This window comes from Thioalkalivibrio nitratireducens DSM 14787 (genome assembly GCF_000321415.2).
Taxonomy (GTDB): Bacteria; Pseudomonadota; Gammaproteobacteria; order Ectothiorhodospirales; family Ectothiorhodospiraceae; genus Thioalkalivibrio; species Thioalkalivibrio nitratireducens.
Map to the genome: position 1 here is coordinate 694,078 of NC_019902.2, position 15,280 is coordinate 709,357.

Annotated in this window: 16 protein-coding genes and 2 pseudogenes; 12 read left to right on the forward strand and 6 right to left on the reverse strand. The window is 65.7% G+C overall.

Going from position 1 to position 15,280, the window contains the following annotated elements; genetic code table 11:
* Positions 1-130 precede the first annotated feature (130 nt).
* Together TVNIR_RS03580 and TVNIR_RS03585 are read right to left on the reverse strand one after the other, a co-directional pair.
* Positions 131-565 carry a TA system VapC family ribonuclease toxin gene (locus tag TVNIR_RS03580; RefSeq protein WP_015257611.1) on the reverse strand — a complete coding sequence of 145 codons (435 nt, stop codon included), beginning with the start codon at positions 563-565 and terminating at the stop codon, positions 131-133.
* Positions 565-810, reverse strand: coding sequence for a hypothetical protein (locus TVNIR_RS03585; protein WP_043739242.1), 246 nt, complete (start codon positions 808-810; stop codon positions 565-567). Before TVNIR_RS03585 ends, TVNIR_RS03580 begins: the two co-directional genes overlap by 1 nt.
* A 580-nt stretch (positions 811-1,390) precedes the next feature.
* On the opposite strand from TVNIR_RS03585, the pseudogene TVNIR_RS21210 reads away from it, so the two are divergent.
* The 4 genes and pseudogenes from TVNIR_RS21210 (at position 1,391) to TVNIR_RS03595 (ending at position 4,897) form a co-directional block, all read left to right on the forward strand.
* A pseudogene (locus tag TVNIR_RS21210) lies at positions 1,391-1,604 on the forward strand (hypothetical protein).
* Positions 1,605-1,761: 157 nt separating this feature from the next.
* Entirely contained in the window at positions 1,762-3,018 is a 1,257-nt protein-coding gene (locus tag TVNIR_RS03590; protein ID WP_015257613.1) for a LegC family aminotransferase, read from the forward strand.
* Between the two features lie 344 nt (positions 3,019-3,362).
* Complete coding sequence (locus tag TVNIR_RS20420; RefSeq protein ID WP_237251729.1) at positions 3,363-3,557, forward strand: hypothetical protein; 195 nt, start codon at positions 3,363-3,365, stop codon at positions 3,555-3,557.
* A 152-nt stretch (positions 3,558-3,709) separates the two neighbouring features.
* Positions 3,710-4,897, forward strand: a complete 1,188-nt coding sequence (locus TVNIR_RS03595; protein WP_015257614.1) for a UDP-N-acetylglucosamine 4,6-dehydratase — start codon at positions 3,710-3,712, stop codon at positions 4,895-4,897.
* 251 nt (positions 4,898-5,148) lie between these two features.
* On the opposite strand, the pseudogene TVNIR_RS03600 reads toward TVNIR_RS03595, so the two are convergent.
* Positions 5,149-6,367: pseudogene (locus tag TVNIR_RS03600) on the reverse strand (IS110 family RNA-guided transposase).
* Positions 6,368-7,052: 685 nt separating this feature from the next.
* Here TVNIR_RS03600 and TVNIR_RS20425 point away from each other — a divergent pair.
* Positions 7,053-7,259 (forward strand): hypothetical protein, encoded by a 207-nt coding sequence (locus tag TVNIR_RS20425; protein WP_083499336.1) that lies wholly within the window; start codon positions 7,053-7,055, stop codon positions 7,257-7,259.
* A gap of 480 nt (positions 7,260-7,739) precedes the next feature.
* Positions 7,740-8,423: a sugar transferase gene (locus TVNIR_RS03605; RefSeq protein WP_015257616.1), complete on the forward strand. Its 684-nt coding sequence runs from the start codon at positions 7,740-7,742 to the stop codon at positions 8,421-8,423.
* A gap of 222 nt (positions 8,424-8,645) precedes the next feature.
* Here TVNIR_RS03605 and TVNIR_RS03610 read toward each other — a convergent pair whose 3' ends face one another.
* Positions 8,646-8,960, reverse strand: a complete 315-nt coding sequence (locus TVNIR_RS03610; protein ID WP_335338112.1) for an addiction module antidote protein — start codon at positions 8,958-8,960, stop codon at positions 8,646-8,648.
* A gap of 7 nt (positions 8,961-8,967) precedes the next feature.
* On the opposite strand from TVNIR_RS03610, the gene TVNIR_RS19585 reads away from it, so the two are divergent.
* From TVNIR_RS19585 to TVNIR_RS21000, 6 genes are all read left to right on the forward strand, one after another.
* The gene (locus TVNIR_RS19585; RefSeq protein WP_335338113.1) at positions 8,968-9,708 is read left to right on the forward strand and encodes a heparinase II/III family protein; all 741 of its coding nucleotides are present in this window, start codon (positions 8,968-8,970) and stop codon (positions 9,706-9,708) included.
* Positions 9,709-9,849: 141 nt separating this feature from the next.
* On the forward strand, positions 9,850-10,116 hold the full coding sequence (locus tag TVNIR_RS20130) for a glycosyltransferase family protein (RefSeq protein WP_211263141.1): 267 nt from the start codon (positions 9,850-9,852) through the stop codon (positions 10,114-10,116).
* 12 nt (positions 10,117-10,128) lie between these two features.
* On the forward strand, positions 10,129-10,350 hold the full coding sequence (locus TVNIR_RS20135) for a hypothetical protein (protein ID WP_211263142.1): 222 nt from the start codon (positions 10,129-10,131) through the stop codon (positions 10,348-10,350).
* Positions 10,351-10,901: 551 nt separating this feature from the next.
* Complete coding sequence (locus TVNIR_RS03625) at positions 10,902-11,189, forward strand: toxin-antitoxin system TumE family protein (RefSeq protein WP_015257619.1); 288 nt, start codon at positions 10,902-10,904, stop codon at positions 11,187-11,189.
* On the forward strand, positions 11,183-11,527 hold the full coding sequence (locus TVNIR_RS03630; RefSeq protein ID WP_015257620.1) for an HVO_A0114 family putative DNA-binding protein: 345 nt from the start codon (positions 11,183-11,185) through the stop codon (positions 11,525-11,527). Before TVNIR_RS03625 ends, TVNIR_RS03630 begins: the two co-directional genes overlap by 7 nt.
* Positions 11,528-11,759: 232 nt before the next feature.
* Positions 11,760-11,879, forward strand: a complete 120-nt coding sequence (locus TVNIR_RS21000; protein ID WP_257720627.1) for a BrnA antitoxin family protein — start codon at positions 11,760-11,762, stop codon at positions 11,877-11,879.
* Positions 11,880-12,938: 1,059 nt separating this feature from the next.
* On the opposite strand, the gene TVNIR_RS03640 is transcribed toward TVNIR_RS21000, so the two are convergent.
* Entirely contained in the window at positions 12,939-13,784 is an 846-nt protein-coding gene (locus TVNIR_RS03640) for an ExeA family protein (RefSeq protein ID WP_015256993.1), read from the reverse strand.
* Positions 13,781-15,220 carry an IS481-like element ISTni2 family transposase gene (locus TVNIR_RS03645; RefSeq protein ID WP_015256992.1) on the reverse strand — a complete coding sequence of 480 codons (1,440 nt, stop codon included), beginning with the start codon at positions 15,218-15,220 and terminating at the stop codon, positions 13,781-13,783. The genes TVNIR_RS03640 and TVNIR_RS03645 overlap by 4 nt, the downstream gene beginning before the upstream one ends.
* Between the last annotated feature and the right edge of the window lie 60 nt (positions 15,221-15,280).

The following is a 15,280-nucleotide window of genomic DNA, read 5'->3' on the forward strand; positions in this document are numbered from 1 at the left end:
GCGATGACGGTGGGGGGTAGGGCCCGTCACTGCGAGCCCTGCAGGGGCGCGGCAGTCCATGCGGCTGCTGGGCGTCTGCTTTGCGGGCATTCGCGAGTTCGCTTGCTCGCGCACTTCGGCAGGCCTTCCGTCAAGTGCGGATGACGTGCAGGTGTCGCTGCTCGGCACCCTTCACCGCGTCGTATCGGATCCGCTGGTCGAACGTAACGAGGCGCCCGTTGTTGCGCGCTGCGATGGCCAGCAGGTACGCGTCGGTGATCTGTCGGTGGCCGAGGAGTTGTGGCCAGTTCAGAAGATCGCTTGCCGTGAGGCTGATGTCGTCTGGCCAGAATCGGTGATCTGAGTTTTGCTGGGCTTCGCGAACCCGTAGGGCCACCTGCTGTAGGGGCTGGGTGTTGGGGTACGTCGGTTGCGACATGATCCGCACCACGCCGTTTTCCGTGATCGGGCAGGATGCCCAGCCGTGTTGTATTTCCTGTGCCAGCCAGTTTGTGGCGGATCGATGCAGGGTGTGGGCGGCGTCGAGGAGCGCGATGACGACGTTGATATCCAGAAGCGCGCGCATCAGACCCCTTCTTCGTCCCGTAACTGCTCGACCCTCTCGTTGGTGACGATGCGGGCCGATGGAGAGGCGAAGGGACGGAAGCCGCCGACGCCTCGGGTGGAAGGCTCGCCCTGCGGTGTGGCCGGTTGCGTCAGTGCGGCACGTAGCAGGCGCGAAACCACTCGGCCCGCCGAGGTGCGCTCTCGTTGCGCGATTTCCTTGGCGGCCTCGAGGACGTCATCTTCGATGTCGATCGTCGTTCTCATCACTTCACTCGCGATGGCGTGATGCGTTGATGTTGCGTCATCTTAACATCGGTGTCCTTTGCCAACCAGCCTTGAGGTTCATGATCCGACGCGCTAGGCCCCGGTGTTCCGGGAGCTGCGCTCGCATCGCGGGCGTTCGCGGGCGGGGATCGCTCCTACGGGGGCGCAAGCCGACGTGGCAGTCCCTGCGCCGCTGGATCGCCACGGGCCTTCGGCCCTCGCGATGACGGTGGGGGTAGGGCCCGTCCACTGCGAGCCCCGAACCGCCTCGGTCACTGCGAGCCCCGGAGGGGCGTGGCAGTCCATGCGCCGCTGGATCGCCACGGGCCTTCGGCCCTCGCGATGACGGTGGGGGTAGGGCCCGTCCACTGCGAGCCCCGAACCGCCTCGGTCACTGCGAGCCCCGGAGGGGCGTGGCAGTCCATGCGCCGCTGGATCGCCACGGGCCTTCGGCCCTCGCGATGACGGTGGGGGTAGGGCCCGTCCACTGCGAGCCCCGAACCGCCTCCGTCACTGCGAGCCTCGGAGGGGCGTGGCAGTCCATGCGCCGCTGGATCGCCACGGGCCTTCGGCCCTCGCGATGACGGTGGGGGTAGGGCCCGTCCACTGCGAGCCCCGAACCGCCTCCGTCACTGCGAGCCCGGAGGGGCGTGGCAGTCCATGCGCCGCTGGATCGCCACGGGCCTTCGGCCCTCGCGATGACGGTGTGCCAGCTGGCGGATGACGGCCTTCGGCCTTTTCCGCCCTGCGCCTCTTTCATCATCGGGGGTGGCCACATAGGCCATGGAAGTTAACCCAGGAAGGCGCTTGGGGAGCAGGCACACCACTGCGGGGGTTGGCGGTGGCCCAGGCGTCCCGGTACCCTCAGCGCCGGATGGCGCATGGCGTTTTCCGGCCTTCGCCGTATTTCGTCGTCGGGGGGCTCGGTTGGTGTTGAACAGCGGAGCTTGCGTGCGAGAGGATGCCCGGCGTTGTTTCGGCCTGGAATCGGGCCATGTGTTTCTTCGGCATTTCGTCCTGCGACAGGGTGGTTTCGTGGATGACCTGAACCCCGTTTTTCCCGCGTTGCTGGCGGAAGTCCGTGCCATCTACGGCGCGGGTGCGATTCCGCTGCACCGGCCGGTGTTCGACGGGCCGGAGCGGCAGTTTCTCGTGGATGTTGTCGATTCGAACTTTGTTTCGTCGGTGGGGCGCCGGGTGGACGAGTTCGAGCAGCGGGTCGCGGCATTCACCGGGGCCGGATTCGCGGTCGCCACCGTGAACGGTACTGCAGCGTTGCATGTGGCGCTGGAACTCGCGGGCGTGAAACCCGGCGACGAGGTGCTGACCCAGGCCCTGACTTTCGTGGCCACCTGCAACGCGGTCCGCTACCTGGGTGCTCGGCCGGTGTTCGTGGACGTCGACCGGGACACGCTTGGGCTGAGTCCGGATGCGCTGCGCCGCTTTCTGGAACAGGAGACCGAGTTGCGCCACGGCCGCTGCGTGAACCGCCGCACCGGGGCGCGGATCGCGGCCTGCGTGCCGATGCATACCTTCGGGTTTCCGTGCCGGATCGCCGAGATCGTGGCGCTGTGCGAAAGCTACGCGATTCCTGTGGTCGAGGATGCGGCGGAGTCGCTGGGTAGCTGGGCCGATGGACGGCACACGGGTATCTTCGGCCGGCTCGGTACGCTGAGCTTCAACGGCAACAAGGTGATCACGACCGGCGGCGGCGGGATGATCCTCACCGACGACGAGACCCTCGCGCGGCGCGCGAAGCATCTGACGACGACCGCGAAGCAGCCCCATGCCTGGGAGTTCGTGCACGACGCGGTGGGCTACAACTACCGCATGCCGAACCTGAACGCCGCGCTCGGTTGCGCGCAGATGGAGCGGCTGGAAGAGATGCTGGAGGCGAAGCGTGCGGTGGCCCGGCGCTATGCCGCCTTTGCGGCGGAGCACGGGCTAGAGTGGGTCCGTGAGCGCGAAGGGACACGTGCGAACTTCTGGCTGAATGCGCTGGTGCTCGGTGCGCGCGAAGAGCGGGATGCTTTGCTCGAATATACGAACGCTGCCGGGGTGATGTCGCGGCCGGTCTGGCGCCTGATGAACCGGCTCGCAATGTTCGATGACTGCCAGACCGACGGCCTGGAGAACTCGCGCTGGCTGGAGGAGCGGGTGGTCAACCTGCCGTCCAGCGTGCCGGATGGGGCGATGAAGCCGATGTAGTTGCCACGCCGCGCTTGCGGCTGAAGGCTTCGCTCCTCCCGATGGAGGACTGCTCAGTATTTCCATAACGTGAAATGACAGCCACCGAAGGACACGGAAATCACGGAATATGAAACAAATCAAACCCTTTTTTCGTGTTTGTCCGTGCTTTCCGTGGCTCGCCTTTTCATGTTGCAGGGTGGCCGCTGGCCATGAAAGCTAGGGAAGCGATGAAGAATCCGTCATCGCGAGGAGCGAAGCGACGCGGCGATCCATAAGGTGCTGATCTGGCGAGCTTTGCCTGGATTATTCGCTGCGCTCACCCTGCACAGTCTTCCGCTGTTCAATGCGCCACGCGCGTTAACGTGAAAGTCACGGCCTGTCTCGTGTCCCGGGCGACCCGTAGGGCGGAAAAGCGCAGCGTCATCCGCCACACAGCGTTCGCGCCTCCCCGGCGCCTGCGGCAATCCGGGCGCCCGCTGGCGGATGACGGCCTTCGGCCTTTTCCGCCCTACGCCTCTTTCATCATCGGGGGTGGCCACACGGGTTATGGCAGTTAGTGCCGCGCTTCCCGCCACGCTGCGCTCGCGGCTGAAGGCTCGTTCGCAATCACGAAGACTATTATTCAACGTTTCTTAGGCGATCGCCGGCCGCGAGCCCGCTGTAACTACTTCTTGGCTTTGGTAGGCCACGACTATGGGGAGACCTGTCCATGAACGTTCTTGATCTGATCGGCCGTTCCGAGCCGCTGTTCGATGCCGACGTGAGCCGTTTCGAGGCCGAGCTCTCCGAGCGCGTGCAGGGCGGGCGGTTCCTGGTGATCGGCGGTGCCGGTTCCATCGGCCAGGCGGTAGCGCGGGAAATCTTCCGGCGCCGGCCGAAGGTGCTGCACGTGGTCGACATCAGCGAAAACAATATGGTCGAGCTGGTGCGCGATATCCGCAGTACGCTGGGCTACATCGACGGCGATTTCCGCACCTTCGCGATCGACTGCGGCTCGGTGGAATTCGATGCGCTGATGCGCTGGAGCGGCGGCTACGATTACATCCTGAACCTCTCCGCGCTGAAGCATGTGCGCAGCGAGAAGGACCCGTTCACGCTGATGCGCATGGTCGACGTGAACATCCTGAACACGAACCGCACGCTGGAGTTCGCGCGCGCGCAGGGCAGCCGGAAGTACTTCTGCGTGTCCACCGACAAGGCCGCGAACCCGGTGAACATGATGGGCGCGAGCAAGCGCATCATGGAGATGTTCCTGATGCGCGCGAGCCTGGAGTTGCCGATTTCGACCGCGCGCTTCGCCAACGTCGCGTTCTCCGACGGCAGCCTGCTGCACGGCTTCAACCAGCGCTTTGCGAAGCGCCAGCCGATCTCGGCACCGCGCGATGTGCGCCGCTACTTCGTGACCCCGCGGGAGTCCGGCGAACTGTGCCTGATGTCCTGCCTGCTCGGTGAGAACCGCGACATCTTTTTCCCGAAGCTCTCGGAGAAGCTGCACCTGATCACGTTTTCGGAGATCGCGGTGCGCTACCTCGCGGCGCTGGGTTTCGAGGCACATGTCTGCGCGACCGAGGACGAGGCGCGGGTGCGGGCGGACGAGCTGATCGCGGCCAAACGCTGGCCCTGCTACTTCTTCGACAGCGATACCACCGGGGAGAAGGACTTCGAGGAGTTCTTTACCGATAATGAGGTGTTGGACATGGAGCGTTTCGAAAGCATCGGCGTGATCCGCAACGAGCCGGTGTTCGATCCCGCCCGGCTGGAGCGGTTCGTTGCCCGCATCGCCGAGTTGAAGGCGGGCGGTGTGTGGGACAAGCTCGATCTGGTGGCTCTGTTCCACGAGATGATCCCCGGTTTCGCGCACAAGGAAACCGGCAAGTACCTCGATTCGCGCATGTAGCCGGCGCATTCCAACCGCGCGGCACAGGATCGTTGGACGCCTGCCGCTGGATTGCATGAATCGCGGGGAAAGACGCAGCGCCCCGTCCCCAAGCCGGCCCAGCGTGGGTGCACGGAGTGGGGCCGGTCGCTTGCGGAGCGCCGGCTCGATTAGCGTGAAAGAACCTGACGTTGGGGCGAGCGAGATTCTGGCGTGACGCATGCCGGTGCGCAAATGCCTGCTTGCGGGACTCGAAGAGCCTGTGTGGCGGCTCAGGTGGCGGTGAGATAGCCGTGCTTTTCCAGCATCTTCAGCCAGCGCGGCGCGTTGCGCTGCACGACGAGAGCCTCGTAATCGACGGTGCGATCCTGGTAGGGGGCCGCATGATTGAGCATGGCGTAGACGATGCGCAGGAGCTTGTGCGCCAGGGCCACGATGGAGCGCTTGTGGTCCCTTGCGGATGGACAAGGCCGAAAACTTGTCCTTGAGCGCACAGCGGGTGCGGGAGGCGGCTTGCGCGAACTCGCACAGCAGGCGACGGACCCAGGCGTTGCCCTTGCGCGTGCGTCCGCTTTTGCGTTTGCCGGCGCTCTCGTGGTTGCCGGGGCAGATGCCGACCCAGGACGCGAGGCGTTCGGCGCTGCCGAAGCTCGCCATGTCGGTACCGATTTCGACGAGCAGCATGGCGGCGCCAATGCGGTCGATGCCGGGCACGGTTTCCAGCAGGCACACCTGCGGCTCCCAGGGGGCCAGACCCGCAAGCAGTTCCTGTTCGAAGCGGGCGATCATGGCCTCGAGGTACTCGATGTGCGCCAGAACCTCGTTGAGCACGAAGCGGTGCCTGGTGCTCAGTTCCTCCGGTTGCAGGGCTTCGAACAGTTCTTCGCGGGAAGCCCGCAGGCGGCCGGCGAGGTCGAGGATTGCGTGCATGGGGGCATCGGCGAGCAGGGCCTTGATCATGGCCCGTGCCGACGCGCCGTGTACGTCGGAGACCAGCACGTTCAGGCGAATCCCGGCATCGGTCAGCACCTTGTGCAGCCGGTTCTTCTCCGCGGCCAGCATCCCGACCAGCTTCTGGCGCTGCCGGGCGATCAGGCGCAGATGGCGGATCTCGGCCGGAGGAATGAACGAAGCCCGCAGCAGACCGGCACGGGCCAGCGTGGCCAGCCACTGGGCATCGGAGAGGTCGGTCTTGCGGCCAGGCACGTTTCGGGCGTGACGGGCATTGACCACCCAGGCCATGACGCCCACACGCTCAAGGGCCGCATAGGGGCTCTTCCAGTAGATCCCAGTGCTCTCCATCACCACGACCTCGGGGTCAAACCCGCGAACCCACTCGGCCAACGCCCGCCGATCGCGCTTGAAACCCCCGAATTCCCGGTGCTCCACCGCCACACTGCCATCGGGCTGCTCGATCAGCGCACAGGCCGTGATCTTGCTCTGGTGCACATCCAGACCGACAACGCGCCGGTGAATCGGGGTAATGTCCATGCTGACCTCCTCGGGCAAACGCACTATCCTTCACGATGTGCTGTCGCCAAGGGCGCCGTCCTTCAACGGCCTGTCGGGACTCGACGGCTCTTTTTAGCGTGCGCTGTCCATGACCCTTCCAGGCCATGCCAGGCAATCCGGGGTACGAGTGAAGGACGGCGGGTCGAGTTAGCGTGCGCGGTCGGCGCCATCAAGAATTATCGCGACCTCAGCCCGACGCGACAGCACGCCCATTATCTTTCATCATCGGGGGTGCCGCGCGCCCGGCGGCATGACAGTTAGCGTGAAATGACAGCCACGGATTGACACGGATGAACACGGATGTTTGTTGATTGAAGCCCTATCCGTGTGTATCCGTGGCAGGGAGACTTTCATGGGCGGGGGTGGCAGAGCGGCATGACAGTTAGCGTGAAAGTCACGGCCTGTCTCGTGTCCCGGGCGAGCCGTAGGGCGGAAGAGCGCAGCGTCATCCGCCGCTCGGCGTTCGCGCCTCCCCGGCGCCTGCGGCAACTCCGGCGCCGGATGGCGGATGACGGCCTTCGGCCTCTTCCGCCCTACGCGTCTTTCATTATCGGGGGGTGGCCGCTGGCCATGGAAGTTAGCGTGAAAATACGCCGCCCTAGAATCGTATGTCTCTGATTTATAATCGTAGTTTCATCCTTCGGGGTGCCTCGCGGCCGAGGGCATGACAGTTAGCGTGAAAGTCACGGCCTGTCTCGTGTCCCGGGCGACCCGTAGGGCGGAAGAGCGCAGCGTCATCCGCCGCTCGGCGTTCGCGCCTCCCCGGCGCCCGCGGCAACCCCGGCGCCGGATGGCGGATGACGGCCTTCGGCCTTTTCCGCCCTACGCCTCTTTCATCACCGGGGGTGGCCACATAGGCCATGGAAGTTAACGTGAAATGACAGCCACGGAAGGACACGGAAATCACGGAAATCACGGAATATGAAACAAATCAAGCCTTTTTTCTGTGTCTGTCCGTGCCTTCCGTGGCTCGCGTTTTCGTTTCGCAGAGGCAGCCCGCGCCATGAGGGCTCCTGATTATCACGAAACCTCCGCAGCGAGTGCGACGCCGTGCGGCATCGGTCGTCATTGCGAGCGTAGCGCGGCACTAATGCGCGCAGCGCATTGAACAGCCGAAGGCTGGCCCGAAGGGCGAGCGCAGCGAGTAATCCAGGCGGCGCGGGGAGGACTAATGCCGTTTGGATCGCCACGTCCCGCCACGCTGCGCTCGCGGCTAAAGGCTTCGCGCCTCGCGATGACGGTGGTTTCGATGACGGCCCGTTCCAATTTGCGGAGCTTCCCTGATAATCAGGTGAGGGCTTGAAGCAGTTCCGTGGCAGTATGTGGGGCATTCGTTCAAGGAGCAGATCCGATGCAAAGATTCGTCGATATCGTGTTTTCTGGGCTCGCCGTGCTGGTGCTCTTGCCGGTGCTGCTGCCGATCATGCTCGCGTTGCGCCTGACTGGCGAGGGCGAGATCTTTTTCCGGCAGCAACGCATTGGCAAGGACGGTGAACCCTTCGGCCTGCTGAAGTTCGCGACCATGCTGAAGGACAGCCCGAACATGGGCACCGGCACGGTCACGGTGAAGGACGACCCGCGCATCCTCCCGGTCGGGCGGTTCCTGCGCAAGACGAAAATCAACGAGTTGCCGCAGTTGTTCAACATTCTCAAGGGCGACATGAGCATCGTGGGCCCGCGCCCGCAGGAACGACGCTGCTTCGACGCCTTTGCGCCCGAGGTGCAGATGCAGTTGATCCGCGTACGCCCGGGGCTTTCGGGCATCGGCTCGATCGTGTTCCGCGACGAGGAATCGATCCTGGGTCTGGTCGATGACCCGGTGCGCTTCTACGATGACGTGATCGCGCCGTACAAGGGGGCGGTCGAACGCTGGTACATCGACCACCAGACGCTGCGCAACTATTTCCTGGTGATCGCGGTGACCGCCTGGGTAGTGCTCTTCCCCCGGAGCCCGATCGTCTGGCGCGTGTTCGACCTCCCGGCACCGCCGCCCGAACTCGAGCGGAACCTGATGGCCGCCAGCACGGCAGGCTGATCACGCCGGCGGCGGATCGCCGTAGAGCCAAGATGCAGGAGCGTTGGAATGCGGTTGCCAGGCGATTGGGGAACCGAGGAGGATTTAATCCTGCTGCGTCGTGTGCGGAACTCCCATGCGCAGCACGCAGCAACTCGGCATTACCCTGCCGATCGAGTTGACCAAGGTGCGCCGTGTCGGTGAAGGAGGTCCCCGGGCCCTGTGGGGAGGCTGCGACGGTCGTCAGCGCGGACCTCGGTCCGTGTCGGCGCAATTGGGGTGGGGGGCGATTACTTTCGCCGTGAGGGCCACTCCCAAAGCTCGGCAGACCCGCTGCACGGTGTCCAGACGCGGGTGAGCGCCGGGGCGCAGCGCCCGGTATAGCGCTTCGCGCTTGACGCCGGAAGCGCGGGCGATTTCGGTCATGCCTCGTGCCTTGGCGATATGTCCAAGCGCGGCGGCAAGCACGCCGGGTTCCCCGTCTTCGAGCACCTGACTCAGGTACTCCGCCACGTCTTCGTCCGTGTTGAGGTACTGGGCCATGTCGAATTCGGGCAACCGGTGGATGGCTCCACGCGGCTGGAACGACCCGCGGCGTGACAAGCTCTGGCTTTACAACCTGCACTATTTCGATGACCTGAATGCCGTGGATGCGGACGCCCGCGCCGGCTGGCATCGCGCGTTGATTCCGCGTTGGATCGCCGAAAATCCCCCCGGGCAGGGCAATGGCTGGGAGCCGTATCCGACCTCGTTGCGGATCGTGAATTGGGTGAAGTGGGCGTTGCGCCAGGGTGCGCCTCCAGGGGAAGCCGATTCGGCGCTGGTTGGGCGGCCTCCGGAGGATCCGCCGGCTGCTCGGAAGCGAGCGGATGGTCATCCCGTCCTGCTGCGGGAGAGTGCCGGCTTCCGGCACAGTCTCGCGGTACAGGCCCGATGGTTACGCCGTCGCCTGGAGCATCATCTGCTCGGAAACCATCTGTTCGCCAATGCCAAGGCCCTGGTTTTTACCAGGGCCTTTTTTCGTGGGGCGGAAGCCGAACATTGGCTGGCATTGGGGCAGCGCTTGCTTGCCAGAGAGCTGCGCGAGCAGATCCTCGCTGATGGCGGGCACTTCGAGCGCAGCCCAACGGGCCACTGCGCTCGCTGGCGACTGACGGGGGGCGAGGTTGAACTGGAGTCCGGGTTCTGGCACCCGGAGTTCGGGCGCTCGGTTTCAAACCGCTGTCTGGTCTTGCGACTCGCCGGCAGCACGGGCAGCTTTGAGCTCGCTTGGGCCTCGGCGGGTTGTCGCGGCGAAACCATTTGAACGGGTAATCGGTGATCGGAGCGATGGATGTTCTTTCATTCGACAAACATGCGCGAGGCCGAAAGCTGATCCGAGCCCTGCGGAAGAAGCCCCCCGGTTGTCGCTGAGGCCGAGGAACTCTCTCAGGAAGCGCTGTTCCCGGTGCGGCTGCTGCGGCTGTTCCGCTACGGCCGAGGCGAGTGCGAGAACCGCTGGATGGACGAGCACATCAAGGTGGCCGGGCCCACGGCGGACTTCCGCGGCGAGTTGATCGACGACAACCTGAATTCGCTCATCGGGTGGACGGACAAGCACAACCGCTACGCCAGCCGCGAGGCGGTGGATCTGCTGAACCTGGAATACGGCTTCATGCCGCACGATTCGGTGGCGCGCCTGCGCGGGGGTTCCCATGCCGGGCTGAAGCGCTGACTGAAGGAGCGGGTGTACGCGCGCCTGCCGGGCGGGTTCCGGGCATTGGCGTATTTCCTGTACCCCTATGTCCTGCGCCTGGGCTTCCTGGACGGCCGCGCCGGGTTTGCGTTCCATTTCCTGCAGGGCTTCTGGTACCGCTACCTGGTCGACGCCAAGGTGGCCGAAGCACGGCGGTATATGCGGGAGGAGGGGTGGACGTGCGCGTGGCGATCGAGCGGGTGTTGGGGGTGAGGGTTTGAGGGGGTGGGGGTGTATCCCGCCACTGCGACGAGGCCGGGTCGTTCGTCACTGCGAGGAGCGTAGCGACGTGGCAGTCCATGCGCCGCTGGATCGCCGCGGGGCTTCGCCCCTCGCGATGACAGCCCTCGCGATGACGGTGGGGGGTGAAAGGGTCCGTCACTGCGAGCCCCGGAGGGGCGCGGCAGTCCATGCGCCGGTTGGATCGCCACGGGCCTTCGGCCCTCGCGATGACGGTGGGGGTGAAAGGGTCCGTCACTGCGAGCCCCTGTCATTGCGAGGCCGAAGGCCGCGGCAAACTGGCGCGGCAGCCCACGCGCCGCCTCGCGATGACGGGTGGGGGTGAAAGGGTCCGTCACTGCGAGCCCCTGTCATTGCGAGGCCGAAGGCCGCGGCAAACTGGCGCGGCAGTCCACACGCCGCCTCGCGATGACGGAGGTGGGGTGGGCCCTCCCGATGCCGGGAGGATGCGGGTTTGAGGGAGTGGGACTGCTGGGCGTTGGTGTGATTGACAACGGAAGTCGAATGTTGGAGCATTTTACAACATGCCTGCGGAATTGCTGCTCCATGAGCGCCACCAGATCAGCCAGGATTCCTTCGCGGAGCTACGCGTCTGGCGCGTTCCCTCTCCGGTACGCGGTTCCGCTCATGTGTACAAGTACAGCCTCGCCTACGTGGTCGCCGGGCAGTGCGTCTTGCGCTACGACAACGAGGCCGGGAAGGGAGACCACCGGCACCTTGGGCCGAACGAGGTTGCTTATTCCTTCCGTGACCCAGCGCAGTTGCTGAACGATTTCTGGTCCGATGTCGATCGGTGGAGGGCGCGATGCTGAACAAGGTAACGCTGACGGTCTCGTCCCGCGAGGCCGTGACCAACCGGACGCTGGCGGCCTTTCGTGGGGAACCGCAGGGTGCCGTGATCTCCTTTGCATCGCCGGAAATGCTTTGGCAGACGTTGACCCGCAAGCGCTGGGAGTTGCTCAAGGCCATGACGGGGCGTGGCCCGATGACAATCCGCGCGCTGTCTCGTGAGCTAGACCGGGATGTGAAGGGCGTGCACGGAGACGTGCATGCGCTCCTCGATGCGGGTGTTCTGGATCGAACCGAGGAGGGGCGGATCCTGTTCCCTTACGATGCCGTGCACGTCGATTTCGAACTGGAAGCAGCCTGAATCGCCCGGGCAGAGGTCAGGCCCCCGGTTCGGAACCCCCCGCGATGACGGTTGATGGGGGCTGGGCTGGCCGTGTAGGCGTGCCTTGCACGCGAAAGCGCCGCGGCTTTCCGCGCACACCTCTCGTGGCGCCACGTTCCTGCAGAAGGGCGAGAGAAGCGTCCTGCCAGAGGAGTTCGACGAGTGTCCGGGGGATTGGGTCTGGTGGGAGCGCGCCTGGGACCCGTATTGCTTGACGCCCCGGTGGCTCAGGTCTAGGGCCATTCGCCTTCCGGCGGATGTGCTCGCGCGCTGGAAGGCTACCGGGCCGGGTTGGCAGACTCGAATGGCGAGGCGCCTCGAGGAGGAATAAAGGGCCGGGCTCACAGCTTGAAGTTCAGGGTCAGAGGCACCGGCGTTGGGCGCGCCTGCGGCGGGTTTGGGACCGGCGTCGCTCCTGCAGGGGTCCCCGGTCACTGCGAGCCCCGCGCTTCCTCCGTCACTGCGAGCCCCGCAGGGGCGCGGCAGTCCATGCGGCATTTGGATCGCCGCGGGGCTTCGCCCCTCGCGATGACGGTGGGGGGCAGGGCCTGTCACTGCGAGCCCCGCACCACCCCCGTCACTGCGAGCCCCGCACCACCTCCGTCACTGCGAGCCCCGGAGGGGCGTGGCAGTCCATGCGGCGGCTGGATCGCCACGGGCCTTCGGCCCCCGCGATGACGGTGGGGGCTTTATGGCCGTCACTGCGAGCCTCGTACCGCCTCCGTCACTGCGAGCCCCGGAGGGGCGTGGCAGTCCATGCGGCGGCTGGATCGCCACGGGCCTTTGGCCCTCGCGATGACGGTGGGGGCTTTATGGCCGTCACTTCGAGCCTCGTACCGCCTCCGTCACTGCGAGGCCGAAGGCCCGCGGCAAACTGGCGTGGCAGCCCACTTGGCGAAAACACAGGGGCCGACGGCAGCGATGCATTGCATACATGCCGCCGGCCTTTTTTGTACCTGATTCTTCGATCCGACCGGATTCTGATCCATGTTCGCCACCCTGAAATCCCGTGTCGCCATCTGAGTGTGATCACCTGATTTGATGTTGCGCTGATCACGTTCGTTGAGGGGTCTGCTCAGCACTAAGCCGCCGAACCCCGGGAGGGGGTTCGGCGGCGTCTCGAGCGCAGGGCTTGGGAGAGCTTCAGAACGGCGGGCTGTCCGGGTCTTCGTGTGGGATGGGATCGTCGGACAGGAAACTCAGTTGGGTCGAGGTTTTCCTGCGAGCGTTCGTCGTGGTAGCGATGGATCTGCCCGAGGTAGTGGGATTCGAACAAGACCAGGAAGTCGCTGAACAGGGCCTGCAACGCGACGACGGAGGCGTCGCTGAGTTCGGGCCAGGGCAGCGATTGGGGAGAGGAGGATGAGCGCATGAGGGTCTCCAGAGGGTTTCAGCGGCGTGCGGCGGCGCGGCGCGGGATGGGTTTTTCGTTGGGGGCGAAGACGTCGAGGTAGAGTTTTTCGTCGAGCTGCGGCAGGTCGCGTTGGGCGGCGACGGCGAGCAGTTCGGCGGCCAGGGTGGTGAGCATCCGGTAGTTGCCGACGGCGTGGTCACAGAGGGTGTGCTGGAGCGCGGGGGTCATGAGGCTGGCGTTGCCGGCGGTGTCGAGCAGGTGTTGCAGGCAGGCTTGGAGTTCGTCGCGGCTGGCGGCTTCGGTGACCAGGCGGGTGCGGATGCGCGAGCCGAGCGGGATGAGTTCCTCGCGGCGCAGCTTTTCGGGCAGGCGGGCGTCGCCGGCGAGGACCACGCACAGGAGGGTCTGGGAGTCGAACCGGGCGCTGGCCATCAGGCGCAGTTCGGACAGGACCGCGGGGCTCATTTCCTGGGCTTCGTCGATCAGGAGCACGGCGCGCCGGCGCGTGGTGTCCAGGTGGGCGAACCAGTTCTCGCGCAGAGCCTTGAAGCCACCCCAGCGGTTGTGCGGGCGCAGGGGCACGCCGAAGAGATCACCCATCTCGCGGTAGAAGTCGGCGAGATGGCTCTGCGGGTGATGGATCGCGGCGACGGTGAGGTCGGGCAGCCGTGCCAGGCGTTCCGCGATCAGGCGCAGGACGGCGCTTTTGCCGGTGCCGGGGTCGCCGTGGACCATGGCGAAGCCACCTTCCCGGATCAGTCCCTGCTCGATGCGCCAGTAGAAGTCCTCGACCCGTGCTGGCACATAGAGTGCCTCGATCGGGATTTCGGTGGCGAACGGGTTCCACTTCAGCCCGTAGAGGGCGAGTAATTTCGGGTTCATGCGTCGTCCTCCTCGGGGATCGGCAGATAGGCTGGCGGCAGACCGGTGGCGGCGTAGTCGGCGAGCAGCTGGCGTAACAATGGCGCCATGCCCGAGGGCGGCAGCGGATCCAGCGGGGGCGTGGCAGGGGGTCGGGTGCGGCGTTGGCCGTGGGCGTGGGCGGACTTGTCGAGCGGCAGCACCGGGCACAGGAGGGTGCCGGTGTGCGGATCGACCAGATCGACGCGACTGCGATCCCAGCGCGCGTAACGCAGGTGCACCCGGTCGAGGTGCTGGTAGCGGGCGGGGATTTCGAAGCGCTGCCCGTCCAGCGAGACGGTGCCGTCGGAGCGCCGCTGGCGGCGGGTGACCTCGATGCGGAAGGCGTCGGCCAGGGCCGCGACCGGCGGGCAGTCCCGGCGTACGTTGGGTCCGGCCAGATAGCGTTGCAGCGGGGTGGTGCCGAGTTCACTGTGGTGAGTGCGGTGGTACTCCTGCTCGGCCCAGGCCTGCGTGGCCTGGTTCAGCACCTCCAGGGTGAGTGGCGTGTGCCCTTCCAGCATCGGCAGCAGACGGCCTTCGATACGTCCCCAGAGGGACTCCTGCTTACCGTTTTGATGCGGAGAATACGGTAGCGTGGTCTGGTGCAGCACGCCCAGGCGTTGCAGTCCGGCGACGGTTTCCTCGGCCAGCATCGCAGCGCCATTGTCGGTCATCAAGGCCCGCGGCAGGCCGCGCTTCATGAACGCCTGCGACAGGCCGTGCACCAGACCCTGGGCGCTCTCGTCCAGGTACCACTGGAGATGGCAGATCAGGCGCGAGCGATCGTCCAGGATGCCGAGCAGATACGGCTTGGCCCAGGTTCCGTCCCGGGTCAGCACCTTGCGCGAGCCGTGATGGAAGTCCAGATGCCACAGGGCCGCGACATGCTCCAGCTCGTAGCTGCGTACCTCGAGCCGTTCGAACCGGTCACGGGCCCGCTCGGCCCCTTCAGTATCCCGGCGCGGACGCGCCTGACGGTGCATCCCGTGCGCCTTCAGGTACCGCCGCACCGTGGCGTACGAGGGCATCCCCTCCGTGCAGCCGGCGAAGGCCGCACACAGGTTGTCGAAGTGCAACTGCGCGGTCCAGCCGGGATGCTCCCGGTACTGCTGCACCAGGGTCTCGATCACTACCGGCGTCAGGGCCATGAAGTGGCCCTTGGGCCGGCGCCGGTTGCGCAAGGCGGCCACCGGATCGGTGGCCGCGCGGGCCGCGTAGTACCAGCGCTCTAGCGTCGACACGCCGAAGCGCACAGGGCCTCCGGTGACCGGATGCCGCCAGTCGCGTTCGGCCAGTGCTGCCAGCGCCGCTTGCAACGCACCCGGCTGGGGTGGCGCCGCGAACAAAGGACCAATGATCGAGAAGCGCAGCCGCGCCCAGCGATCGCGGTGGCGTGGATCGTTGCCTGTGGTCAAAAGCCTTCTCCCAGTGTCGGCGGTACCGGCGGTACCACCCTCCTGAGGAGGCTATTTGTT

Bases quoted from the DNA above. Each gene is read 5' to 3' on its own strand.
- TVNIR_RS03630 (WP_015257620.1), top strand. From the start codon at position 11,183: ATGCTGAACAAGGTAACGCTGACGGTCTCGTCCCGCGAGGCCGTGACC.
- TVNIR_RS03625 (WP_015257619.1), top strand. From the start codon at position 10,902: ATGCCTGCGGAATTGCTGCTCCATGAGCGCCACCAGATCAGCCAGGAT.
- TVNIR_RS03605 (WP_015257616.1), top strand. From the start codon at position 7,740: ATGCAAAGATTCGTCGATATCGTGTTTTCTGGGCTCGCCGTGCTGGTG.
- TVNIR_RS20425 (WP_083499336.1), top strand. From the start codon at position 7,053: ATGACAGTTAGCGTGAAAGTCACGGCCTGTCTCGTGTCCCGGGCGACC.
- TVNIR_RS03580 (WP_015257611.1), bottom strand. From the start codon at position 565: ATGCGCGCGCTTCTGGATATCAACGTCGTCATCGCGCTCCTCGACGCC.
- TVNIR_RS19585 (WP_335338113.1), top strand. From the start codon at position 8,968: ATGGCTCCACGCGGCTGGAACGACCCGCGGCGTGACAAGCTCTGGCTT.
- TVNIR_RS03585 (WP_043739242.1), bottom strand. From the start codon at position 810: ATGAGAACGACGATCGACATCGAAGATGACGTCCTCGAGGCCGCCAAG.
- TVNIR_RS03640 (WP_015256993.1), bottom strand. From the start codon at position 13,784: ATGAACCCGAAATTACTCGCCCTCTACGGGCTGAAGTGGAACCCGTTC.
- TVNIR_RS03595 (WP_015257614.1), top strand. From the start codon at position 3,710: ATGAACGTTCTTGATCTGATCGGCCGTTCCGAGCCGCTGTTCGATGCC.